Origin of the sequence: Leptolyngbya sp. ST-U4 (assembly GCF_039962215.1) — a bacterium.
Classification (GTDB): Bacteria; Cyanobacteriota; Cyanobacteriia; order Elainellales; family Elainellaceae; genus Leptolyngbya_A.
In genome coordinates this window covers 208980-220624 of record NZ_JAMPKZ010000004.1, presented here as the reverse complement: position 1 = coordinate 220624, position 11645 = coordinate 208980, and the positions used below count along the sequence as shown (strand labels likewise).

Here is an 11645-nt window from a genome sequence, read left to right as displayed (position 1 = left end):
AAACTATGAACTGCGATCAAGACAGTGCGGTTCCGATCGATGCTATGTCATCGGTAGGACAAATTGTGTTGGGTAAAAACGATCAGAAACGGCACAGCAAATCAGAACAACAAAACCATAAAATTACCCGATTTTCAAACTTACGATTTTCAAATTTAGGAAAACGGGTAAAGCGTTTCGGTCAAATTGGTTTACTCGGCAGTGTTTCCTCGTTCCTGACCACGCTTCCGGCACTATGCGCGCAGCAGGTTAATATTTCCTACGGTCCGCTTGAAATTTCAGTTCCGATCGAGGCACTCGAAACCTATGCTGAAACAGGTGAAGTCGATCGCAGTTTGCGCTTTTATACCCGGTTTATTCCTTCAGAAAACAAAGAGCAATTTCGTCAAGTTTTGCGCGATCGAATTGATTTGGATGTCGGCGAAATTTCGCAGGTTACTTATTCCTCGGTGGGGGAAACATCGCTTCAGCATTTGGGAGAGGTGATTCAAACTGAGTCGCGACAAAATGGCTTTTATGCATTGCGATCGGCAGCCATTGCAGCCGCAGCCGATGCCGAAGGATTGTCGCTATTAAACTTAATCAAACAGTTTCCTTCTCACAGCATTCGAGTGCGGGCGGATCGGGCAATGCAGGTGGCAGACGAATTTTCGCAGCTTGCCCAACAAACCGATCGCATTACGGCATTTATCGCTCAGCAAAACGCAGCCGATGCCGCCGCTCAGCCCTTAAGTTTCGATCGCCGCACTGATTTACAGCAGGTTGGAATTGCAAACTGGCAAAAGCAAACGCTGACCCTGACTGATCACCGCCGCGATCGAGCCTTTGCCGTCGATTTCTATTTACCCAATGCTCAAACACCCGCCCCAGTGCTGATTATTTCTCACGGAATTGCTGCCGATCGCGGTGATTTTTCAGAGCTGGCGCAGCATTTGGTTTCCTACGGATTTGCGGTTGCCGTACTGGATCATCCGGGTAGTGACACGCAGCAGCTCCACAACTGGTTAAGCGGTTTAGCCGATGAAATGACAGCTCCCGATGAATTTGTGCATCGTCCGCAGGATGTCAGCTATTTAATCGACCAGGTAGAGCAACTCAATCGATCGGGCAATTTCAAAGACCGCTTAAATCTCGATCAAATTGGTGTGATTGGGCATTCGCTCGGCGGCTATACTGCCCTTGCACTGGCAGGGGCAAACCTGAATTTCAACCTGCTCAAACAGCAGTGTCAGCCCGATTTAACTCACCTCAATATCACCAATCTCTCGATGTTGCTTCAGTGCGAAGCCCTGCACACGACTCAGCCCACTTCCCTGCAGCTTAAAGACGATCGCGTCAAAGCTGTGATTGCCATGAATTCTGCCAGCAACGGCATTTTTGGGCAGGCAGGACTTCAGCAAATCCAGATTCCGGTCATGATGATCGGCGGCAGTGATGATTTGATTTCGCCCGTGCTGCTGGAACAGGTTTGTCCGTTTACCTGGCTAACGATGCCCGACAAATACCTGGCTGTGATCAAAAAAGGAACGCACGTTTATAGTAGCCATTCGAGTAGCCGATCGCTTTTTCCCGGAGAAACCCAGAATCCAAGCTCCGGACAGGCACAGCGATACCTCGAAGCCCTCAGTCTTGCCTTTGCCAAAGTCCATGTCGCCGCGCAGCCCGACTACCGCGATTACCTCCAAGCTTCTTATGCCAAATCAATTAGTCGATCGCCCCTGGATCTGACTTTGATGAACGGGGGAAATGCGCGTCCGCTGGCTGAAACGCTGGGTAGTTCCTGTCCGGGCGCGAATTAGCTCGCCGCACCAGTGCCCTTGGTGAATCGAACAGATTTATCCAGAATCTGAATCCAATGGCATTCAAATATCATCTAAACATAAATATTAGCTAAACAGCTTATCGATCGCCTCTAGCGTTTGAGCCGACAGTTTTTTACCCGCTGCTTCCGCATTTTCTTTCACTTGCTCTGCTCGTGTTGCACCAATAATCACGCTGCTCAGAATTTCGTGGCGCAGACACCAAGCGAGCGCAAGCTGACTCGGCGTCAGTCCTTCTTGTTCAGCGATCGTTTTTAGGTTTTGCACTCGCGTCAGCACATCCTCACCCAGATGTTCTTCGCTGAGAAAAGCGTTTTGCTTCGGGTCAGTGGCGCGGGACCCCTGGGGCAACGGTTCACCCGGTTTGTATTTGCCGGTGAGAATGCCCTGAGCCAGAGGCGAAAAATTGATAATGCCAATGCCTTCTCGCTGACAGAGCGGCAAAACTTCCTGCTCAATGTCGCGATCGAGCAGGTTGTAATAAGGCTGGTCTGAGGCGATCGGCGCGAGTCCCCCCAGCCGCACAATATCGGTCGCGTGAGCAATCTGCGAGGCACTCCATTCTGACACGCCGTAATACAGAATTTTGCCCTGCTGCACCAGGTGATCAAATGCCATCAGGGTTTCCGAGAGCGGCACATTTGGGTCGTAACGGTGTGCCTGATAAAGGTCAATGTAATCTACGCCTAATCGCTTCAGGCTGGCGTTGCACTGCTCGATAATATGTTTGCGCGACAGTCCGCGATCGTTTGGTCCTGGCCCCATCGGGAAATAAACCTTGGTTGCCAGCACAAAGGATTCGCGTGGAAAGTCTTTGAGCACCTTGCCCACAACTTTCTCGGTTTCGCCGCGGGCGTAGACATTCGCCGTATCAAAAAAGTTAATGCCCAGATCATAAGCAGTATGAATGCAGTCGCGGGCAACACTCTCGTCTTTGGCATTGCCGTAGGTCAGCCACGAACCAAGGCAAATTTCAGAAACGCGAACCCCGTATTTTCCTAAGTGCCGATACTGCAACGCTGCCTCCTTGTCGCTTTTGCCCGTTTTCCGTCAAAGCTGCACTGGCAACTCTAGCAATTTGATCAAGTGAGAAACCCTTACTTAAGGTGGATCTTGATAAGCAGGGATTTTTCCTGGGACGGGGGGCGATCGGGCGATCGATTGAGCAAGCGCAATATCTGTTCAAACACTGTCCAGAATCGAAACCTTTTAGAATGGAATGCACTGCGATCGCCCCTTCAATCGATGACCCCATTCGGGGAACTGCCTTGCATCGCTGTTTATCCAGATTTATCTCGAACTATCTCCATAAATCGCTTTATGAATCGCTTAACGCTTCGTACCCTTTTTCGCACGCTTCCTGGCATGATCGCGCTGGCATCTGTCGCCGTGCTTCCGGGTTTCAGTGGGGCTTCGGCTCAAACGATTCCCGTTCCTGCTCCGGCTCCAACGATCGAAACCCAGCCCAGCCCAGTTTCACCGACTTCGCCCATTCCGAATCGATCGACCGACACACCCGGATTTACTCAGGAAGACAGCCGCCCCGATCCACGCCCCCTGACCGAGGAGCCGACCATTTCCTGTCCGGCGGGTCAGTTTGCCTCTAAGTTTCCCGACGTCACCCCCAATGACTGGGCATACGAAGCGGTAAACCGGGTGGCAAGTGGATCGTTGCGCTGTTTCCCGACCCAGAGCTAGCGGATCGCACATTGGCAGATCAAGGCAGATCAAGAGCAGATCAAGGTCGGATCAAGGCTGCGCCGTCCTCACCGTCAAAACCTGCGGTGGGGTTGAATCCGGCGGATACAAAAAGCTGAACTGCACCAGTCGTCGACCTCCCGCAGGCAAATTGAGTGTCACGATCGGTTCACCCTGCTGCCCCCGTCGCTGCACCAGATGCACATAGCGCGTTTGAGGTAAGCCCCGATCGTCGGTATAGCGCACCCGCACCGTTCCCCGGAAGAAAGTCTGGGTGGGCAATGGCTCGAAAAAGCGTAGCCCGTTTTGGCTCAGGGTGTCTTCTTTGATGGGGGTTTCTAGAGCGATCGTCACCGTCTGCGGCTGACTGCCAGGATTGTGCAAAGGCAGCGTCAGATCGTACTCAATGCCGTAATTGCCGTGTGCCTGGTATGCCGTGTCAGGATAGCGCACCAGCATTCGAGCCGACTGATTTTGTTCGGTTCCGAGTCTGCCGCCCAGCAGCGTTGCGAGTCCGTAGGAAAACGCCGCACCGGGCGCCGGAATTGCCAGATCGGTTGCGCCTGAATCGGTGAGCTGAGCTTCCCAGCGTGATCCTTCTGCGACCCCGGCAACTCGACCGTAGATAACCTGACCGCTCGTTTGATCAGGGGGAGTGGGAGTTCGATCGCGAGAGGAAGCCAGCTTTCCGGTTTCCAGCAGGCTCGTCCATTCGGTTAGGGTGGGGGCAAGCTCGGAGCCGTCTGGATTTTGCCTTGCCCTGAGTGCCAGGCTTGCCAGATACACTGATCCATTACTGCGGAGCCGCATCAGGGTTGATCGTCCGTTTAGGGGCGGAGTCAGCGTGGCAACCGGAATCGGCAGATTCATTAAAAGCTGATAAGAGCGGGGCGGAATCTCAATTTGTGCCGGAAAAATCGCTTCTCGATCGCCGCGCAGCACATCGCTCATCACCCGACTGCCGGGACCTGCAAACACCGTTCCCTGCGGATTATCCACCACGGGCGGCAGCGTGATAAAGGGGGCATCGGGCTGGCTCAGATAGCTTGCGCCTTGCAGCACTTCCACCCTCACTGGACGATCGCCCGGATTGTACACCAAAACGCCCAGATACAGACTCCGCAAATCTTCCGGGTTATCGGCGCGGTAAACGTGATGAGCAAACATATCAAACCGTCCATTAAACGGAAAGTTGAGATGCGCTGATCGATCGGCTTTGCCCTCCGGCGAAAAGGTCGAGAGCAAAATGCCTTCTTCTTTCACCAGTTCAGGGCTGTTGCTGTTAAACACCGGAACTCGATCAAGACTGCCGGAAAGCGATCGAACTTCCTGCGGCTGCACAATCTCCTGCGGCGCGGGTTGGGGGGGAGTTGCCGGAGTTTGTGGTGCGGGTTGGGGGGGAGTTTGCGCCATAACTGCCATTGCCAGGATTCCGCTCAGCATTGCCCTTTTCTCCTTGAAGCGATCGGACGGATTGTAGTACGTTTTGGTCACCTTCTTCACTCGGAATTTAAGGGCAATTCATGGGCTTTGAATTTTGGATTTCGGCGTTTTTTAGAGCGGTTCTCAAGATTCCTACAACTCCTCAAAGCTTCTCGTCAAGCGCATCCATTCCACAATTATTCTTCTAGGCACTGTCAAAACCCCGATCGATTCGCTACACCAGAAAAGACTTACTACCCTCTGATACAGGACGCTAACCATCAATGCGATACCGCCTAAAACTGCCGCTGCTGCTGGCGAGTGCTGCCCTATTCACAGGTTTGCTGCCTGGCAGAACGATCGCCGCTCCCTTTCAGAAACTCTATGTGTTTGGCGATAGCCTCTCCGACACAGGCAACGTCTTCAATGCCTCAAAACAGTTCCTAGGTACAGGTGCGCCGCCTTCGCCCTACTACCAGGGACGGTTTTCCAATGGTCCAGTGTGGATCGACTATCTGGCAGAAAAGCTCAACCTCACCCCCACCCCGATCGCCGTCCTGCCCAATCCTCAAAGCAGCGAATCGTCTGGCATAGACAGCGTGAACTTTGCCTATGGCGGAGCCACCACGGGAACTAGCAGCGCGATCAGTGGCGCAATTCCGGGACTGCAAACCCAGATTGTTGAATTCCAACAGCTCCTTGCCGATCGAACTGCTGACCCCAACGCGCTTTATGTGATCTGGATGGGCGCAAACGATTATCTGTCGGGCATCAACCGTTCCAATCCAAACGGGCAGGAACCGAATCCGTCCGTCCCGGTGCAAAACATTGTGAAAGCGATCGAGTCCCTTTATCAGTCGGGGGCAAGGCATTTTCTGGTTGCCAATCTGCCCGCCCTGGGTGAAACACCTCTGGCAAAGCAGCAAGGTCAAACCGTCGTTCAGACCCTTAATCGCCTGAGCGATCGACACAACCAGCTTCTCAGCCAACAGCTCGACGAGTTGCAGCGTGCCTTACCTGAAGTCGATTTAATGCGGCTCGATATCGGCAGACTTTATGTGCAAGCCACAGACAATCGCGACTTCAGCGACCTGACCACGCCCTGCTACAGCCGCACGACCGGAACCATTTGCGCCCAGCCCGATCGCCATTTATTCTGGGATAACCTCCATCCCACCACGGCTGCCCATCAACAAATTAGCGATAATGCGCTCACGCTGATCGATCGACCCACAGCTGTCCAGCCCACGTCTTTTCCGTTAGGCGGACTGTCGGCGATCGGCACACTGGGCGTTCTCGCAGGGGCAGGGGCAGTTTGGCGGCAAAGGCGCGATCGGGCGAAGGAGGGATAAGAAGGTAGATGGGGGATGAGGTTGGCTTACGCACCCTGCTGCCCTGCTATTTTTGCGCCATTGTTTTTCCCGATTGCAGACGCCTGATTGCAGACGAGCGATTGCGGACGAGCGGTTAGTGAAGCCTCCTGCCTGAAAGCTTGCCCGCACCCTCAATCCCGCTCCCATGCAGACAGGTAGAGAAACCGAGAAACTTCTGATTCAGCTCTCCTTTTTCCATAATGGGAATGGTAAAAGGGGTGGGAAGATGAAGGCGGATAAGGGAATCCTGTACTAAAGTCTGACAAATTTCTCTGCCTAAGTGAACATTGCAATCATCAATTGGACATAATTATTGTTGTAGAGTGCATCTACGTCCTCTGAGCTTAACTTTGAGCTTCAGTTTATGGAATCTTCTTCAGAGACTAGAGAACCTTGGACTCCATTAAGCGATTTCAAAAGCTGCTTCCCGATCGGCTCCTTAGCGGACGCTATTGCGTAATTCGGCAACTGGGATCGGGTGGATTTAGCCAGACCTTCCTGGCAAAGGATACGCAGTTGCCGGGGTATCCCCTTTGCGTGGTCAAGCAGCTTCATCCTCACAGCAAAAACATGACGCGATGGCAGGTCGCAAAGCGGTTGTTTGACACAGAGGCAGCCGTGCTTTACCGCCTGGGCAATCATGATCAGATTCCGCGTTTGCTCGCTCACTTTGAAGACAACCAGGAATTTTTCCTGGTTCAAGAATTTATTGAAGGTCAACCGCTCGACAACCGCGTGCTGCAATGGACGGAAGGGCAAACGCTGCGACGGCTGCACGACATTTTAGGGATTTTGTCTTTTGTCCATCAGCAGCAAGTCATTCATCGGGATATTAAACCCTCGAATCTAATCCGCCGTCATAAAGATGGCAAGCTCGTCTTGATCGACTTTGGGGCCGTGAAGCAAGTCAGCACTCTACTGGACGATTCGCCCTTGGAGCAACCCCTCACCATCTCGATTGGCACACAGGGCTATATGCCGCCTGAGCAGGTTAGCGGCAGTCCACGCTACAGCAGTGACCTTTATGCTGTCGGCATGATTGGGATTCAAGCGTTGACGGGAGTGCGCCCCAGTCAGCTTCAGCGCGATTTCCAGACCGGCGAACTCCTCTGGCAAGCGCTTGATCCACCCGTGAGCGAGGCATTTGCCGAAATCCTCGATCGCATGGTGCGTTACCACTTCAAAGACCGCTATCAAACGGTTGAAGAACCCTTGCAGGCGATCGAGCAACTGATTGCTGAGCAAGGCGAATGCCCGGATGACGAACCTGAGGAAATCGGGGATTTCACCACGCTCATGGCATTTGAGGAATCCGACGAGGCCGCAGAGGCGATGGGTCAAGATTCTTCCTTTGGAGGAATAGTACCCTTTGTTTCAGTCGCTGAGCCGTTTGTCACTGCCGCAGAAGATGCCGCAGACCCAGTAAGTCCAGCCTTTGAAAAAAGCTTTCCTGCTGACGGAAACTTAGAGGGAACATTCCTCCCCAAAGAGTTCTCACCCTCAGAGGTTGCTCCCACCCTTGCTCCTAGCCCGTTCCCCGTTCTCCCTGCCTCGGCAACCACTCCCAAAACAATTACCCTAGCTGGATTTCAGACTTCGCCCTGGAAACTGCGGTTGGCGATCGGTGGTTTCGTTGCAGCGGCAATTGCGCTATCCAGCCACCTGATACCCTCTCGCCTCCAGTCCACTGTGCCAGCTTCTACTGTGCCAACATCCAGTGTGCCATCTGCTACTCTGCCCGGACAGCAACCTTCTGACCAGGCTCCTGTTCTGCCTAATTTACCCTGTCGGGAACCTCCACCCCCCTCCTTACCGTCGTCTAGCAAGCCCAGCTATGAGTATGCTGATGGCACTCGTTATTACGGCTCCCTAGATGCCAATTCCCTCAAAGGGGAAACTGCGATTCATCGCCCTGCTGACGGACGAGGAATTATGGTGTTTCCTACAGGCAATCGCTATGACGGAGAATTCCGCAATGGCAAGCGTGAAGGATGCGGCACCTACAGCTTCTCGAACGGCAAACGCTATATCGGACAGTTCAAAGCCGATCGCTTTGAGGGGCTGGGCATCTGGCTTTTGGGCGATGGCAACCGCTATGTGGGTGCATTTCAGAACAATCGCTGTCATGGAGACGGAATTTTTCTGTTCAATGATGGACGATCACAGCGCGGCACCTGGCAAACCGGCAAACTGGTCAATGGCAATTTGTCGTGCGATCGCTAAAAGAGCCACCCCCCTCGAAGCTGGGCAAGGTGTGGGCTAAAGTCAACATTGTGCCAGGGCAGAGAACCGCTTTGAAGTGATAACGTTACTGAAATACTGAAGTGAAGTAAGGAGTGATTATGGCTAAGCAGTCATCTGCTTTTCTCAAGATTTCGTTGCCCCTGACCGTTCTGCTGCTAACGGCAGGAATTGGTGATATGCAAAAGGGGCTAGCCCAAGATGTCCCCCAACCCACGCCTTCGCCGATCGCTCCAACGCCCACTCCTTCTCCCTCGCCAGCACCTCTCACGCCGAGTCCTACTCCAACACCCACCCCTTCGCCTGGACTATCTACACCAAACCCTACGCCGAGTCCTGCTCCAACGTTCACCCCTTCTCCCTCACCTGGACTATCTACACCAAGCCCCACGCCGAGTCCTGCTCCAACGTTCACCCCTTCTCCCTCACCTGGACTATCTACACCAAGCCCCACGCCGAGTCCTGCTCCAACGTTCACGCCTTCTCCTTCGCCTGGGCTGCCTACACCCCGCACCACTCCGACGCCTTCCCCTGCTCCGTCAGGCATCACGCCGCGCACCACTCCTTCGCCCAGCCCAACCTCACCCAGAACAACACCGCCAACAGGAGCTAATAACACTAGCCCTCGCGCTCTGTGGTAAACCTCGGTTGCGAATCGGTTAAAACCGAAGCAGGAAGTTTTGTAAATCGAACTCAGTCATTCTCCTACCCAACTGCGATCGTGTCTCTTTTTACTCGCCTTCTTCAAATTCCTCTGGGGGTTAGCCTCCTGATGGTGACTCTGCCCGTAACTGCACAAACTGCTCCTGCCGTTCCAGCAGAATCCTCTGTGTCTGTTCGCAGTAGTGCGCTGCCTTTTTTTCCTCCCGAACTGCCGCCGATCAAGCCAGTTTTGCCCGAAAGTTTAACTGTACGGCTGGTGCTAAAGCTGGGTGAGCGACGTGTATATGTCTATGAAGGCAACGAAGTGAAAGCCAGATATTCGGTGGCGATCGGCAGACCCGGTTGGGAAACGCCAACGGGCAGTTTTACGGTCATGCAAAAGCTGGAGCATCCAGGCTGGACGAACCCGTTAACTGGAGAACAGATGCCGCCCGGTAACGATAATCCGCTCGGCGATCGATGGATTGGGTTTTGGACCGATGGACTCAATTGGATTGGCTTCCACGGAACACCTAATCGAGAGTCGATCGGAAGGGCTGCTTCCCACGGCTGCGTGCGGATGTATAACGAAGATGTTCGTAAGCTCTATGAGCTGGTTGAAGTGGGAACTCCGGTTACGGTGGAACCATAAAACCACCTGACTCCACTAACTGCAAACTGATCGGTCGGGTTTATCAAGCGAGGGGATGGCGATGCTGGAGCAATTGACTGGCAAAGCCATTCCTTGTTAGCCCCCATGCAGCAACCGATCGGAGAGGTGTAATCCTGTTAACGCTGACCCATCAATAAAGGCTCTTCCCGTAGCTTTACATCCACAGCAAAATTCTGATGCTATAATAAATATACGCACGGGGCTGTAACGGTTTCGACAGGTTGGCGAACGTTATGTCGTGATGCAGGTCGAGAGCGAGCTACCTCTCGAAAATCAATGGCTCAACACAATAGGTGCAAATGAAATTAAGCCCTTTGCTCGTAAGCAAGCACTAGCTGCTGCCTAACACCAAAAACTGGTTCGAGCGTCTGTGATTTGACTCCGTTAAGAGTTACAGACAAACCTCAACGGATGCTCTAGATTATTGCCTCTGGTCAACGATCTAGTTAAGACTTTACCAGAGAATCCCATCGTCCGGGATAAGTGACGGTTCCCGCTTCGAGGATCAGAGAAGCTAAACCTGTGAACGATCGGCATGCAAATACCCAATTTGGACACGGGTTCGACTCCCGTCGGCTCCACTTAAAATCAACACTAAATAAATGAGGGGCAACTCAGCCCCCTTTTTTTTATTTCTTTTGTTTCTATCGAGCTAGATTAGAACGCATAGCGAATATTGCAGTAGGGCAAATGCTGCTTAAGCAAATCGCAGAAGCTCGACACGAGCTGTCCCTTAAAGCCGCGCTTATATCGCACGTTAACATCGCCATTCTGGGAATACTTCGGCTCCTGCAAATCGGGTCGCCACAGCAGGTTCTCGCCCTGCGGATGCCAGCCCATATTCACGCTATGTAGCCCTTCGTTGTGCGTCAGGAAAATCACCTCGCTCTGAAGCTGTGCCTTCGCTGTAGGGGATAGAGTGTCGTCGATTTGCTGAAACAGAGCGGTGTAGTTTTCTTTCCAGTTCTCGTGATAGATGACGGGCGCGAAATTGAGATGCACTTCATAGCCTGCGCTCACAAAATCATTCACGGCATTAATGCGATCGTCAATGCTGGACGTTCTAATATCTACCACCTGAGCAATCGATTGAGGCATGACGCTAAAGCGAATTCGAGTCTTGCCCTGTGGATCGTAATTGAGCAAATCACGATTCACTCGCTTCGTCGCAAAGGTCGCTTTGGCATTTGGAATATCACGAAAGAGCGTAATCAAATCCTTTACGTTATCGCAGATCGCAGCATCCACCGAGCAATCGCTGTTCTCTCCGATCTCATATACCCAGTTTTGGGGATCAGTTTGAGAAGAAATCGTCTTTTCGCCCTGTCGTGCAGCGTGTCGCTTAAGATATTTTTGAATCTGCTCGATATTCACAAACGTCGTAATTGGATTGGCGAAACCCTTGCGGCGAGCAACAAAGCAATAGGAGCAAGCCATCGCGCACCCGTTTGAATGGGACGGGCAATAAAGTCTGCGCTGCGATCGTTTGGACGCACCTGGATCGATTTCTTCACGCCCAGCACCAGCACCGTGCGCTTGATCAGGTTCCAATGCTCAACTGAATCTTCGTTGGCGTGCAGATCGGGGATTTTCCAGTGCGAAGCGACCTCAACCTGACGCGCATTGGGATAACGCGAGAGGATCTCCTGTCCGCGCCCATACTCTAATACAGCAGGCTCATAGTAAATCTCTTTGACTTGCAGCAGACGGTTTAGCGAAATGTCTTCTGGAGTGGAATTGCCGCCAGATGAAGCGGGAGCAGCGATCGGAGCGTTG

8 protein-coding genes, 1 other RNA gene and 1 pseudogene are annotated in these 11645 nt (G+C 52.8%); 6 read left to right on the top strand and 4 right to left on the bottom strand.

The window, feature by feature from the left end:
- Positions 1-5 precede the first annotated feature (5 nt).
- Complete coding sequence (locus NDA02_RS10175; protein ID WP_348254895.1) at positions 6-1799, top strand: alpha/beta hydrolase; 1794 nt, start codon at positions 6-8, stop codon at positions 1797-1799.
- 87 nt (positions 1800-1886) lie between these two features.
- On the opposite strand, the gene NDA02_RS10170 is transcribed toward NDA02_RS10175, so the two are convergent.
- Positions 1887-2837, bottom strand: coding sequence for an aldo/keto reductase family protein (locus tag NDA02_RS10170; RefSeq protein ID WP_348248922.1), 951 nt, complete (start codon positions 2835-2837; stop codon positions 1887-1889).
- A gap of 303 nt (positions 2838-3140) precedes the next feature.
- Between NDA02_RS10170 and NDA02_RS10165 the strand changes: the two genes are divergently transcribed.
- A complete protein-coding gene (locus tag NDA02_RS10165; protein WP_348254893.1) occupies positions 3141-3518 on the top strand; it encodes a hypothetical protein in 378 nt (125 codons plus the stop codon).
- A 51-nt stretch (positions 3519-3569) separates the two neighbouring features.
- On the opposite strand, the gene NDA02_RS10160 is transcribed toward NDA02_RS10165, so the two are convergent.
- Complete coding sequence (locus NDA02_RS10160) at positions 3570-4931, bottom strand: DUF3370 domain-containing protein (RefSeq protein ID WP_347277823.1); 1362 nt, start codon at positions 4929-4931, stop codon at positions 3570-3572.
- A 293-nt stretch (positions 4932-5224) separates the two neighbouring features.
- On the opposite strand from NDA02_RS10160, the gene NDA02_RS10155 reads away from it, so the two are divergent.
- Entirely contained in the window at positions 5225-6292 is a 1068-nt protein-coding gene (locus NDA02_RS10155) for an SGNH/GDSL hydrolase family protein (RefSeq protein ID WP_348248926.1), read from the top strand.
- 414 nt (positions 6293-6706) lie between these two features.
- Positions 6707-8536, top strand: coding sequence for a protein kinase (locus NDA02_RS10150; protein ID WP_348254891.1), 1830 nt, complete (start codon positions 6707-6709; stop codon positions 8534-8536).
- Between the two features lie 85 nt (positions 8537-8621).
- On the opposite strand, the gene NDA02_RS10145 is transcribed toward NDA02_RS10150, so the two are convergent.
- Positions 8622-9173: a hypothetical protein gene (locus tag NDA02_RS10145; RefSeq protein WP_348254889.1), complete on the bottom strand. Its 552-nt coding sequence runs from the start codon at positions 9171-9173 to the stop codon at positions 8622-8624.
- 99 nt (positions 9174-9272) lie between these two features.
- Here NDA02_RS10145 and NDA02_RS10140 point away from each other — a divergent pair, with 99 nt between their 5' ends.
- A complete protein-coding gene (locus NDA02_RS10140; RefSeq protein WP_347277822.1) occupies positions 9273-9848 on the top strand; it encodes a L,D-transpeptidase in 576 nt (191 codons plus the stop codon).
- 219 nt (positions 9849-10067) lie between these two features.
- Positions 10068-10453: a transfer-messenger RNA gene (gene ssrA / locus NDA02_RS10135) on the top strand.
- Between the two features lie 73 nt (positions 10454-10526).
- Here ssrA and NDA02_RS10130 read toward each other — a convergent pair.
- Positions 10527-11590, bottom strand: a pseudogene (locus NDA02_RS10130) (spore photoproduct lyase family protein).
- Between the last annotated feature and the right edge of the window lie 55 nt (positions 11591-11645).

Coding starts and splice junctions, on each gene's coding strand:
- NDA02_RS10175 (WP_348254895.1), top strand. CDS start 6: ATGAACTGCGATCAAGACAGTGCGGTTCCGATCGATGCTATGTCATCG.
- NDA02_RS10165 (WP_348254893.1), top strand. CDS start 3,141: ATGAATCGCTTAACGCTTCGTACCCTTTTTCGCACGCTTCCTGGCATG.
- NDA02_RS10155 (WP_348248926.1), top strand. CDS start 5,225: ATGCGATACCGCCTAAAACTGCCGCTGCTGCTGGCGAGTGCTGCCCTA.
- NDA02_RS10160 (WP_347277823.1), bottom strand. CDS start 4,931: ATGGCGCAAACTCCCCCCCAACCCGCACCACAAACTCCGGCAACTCCC.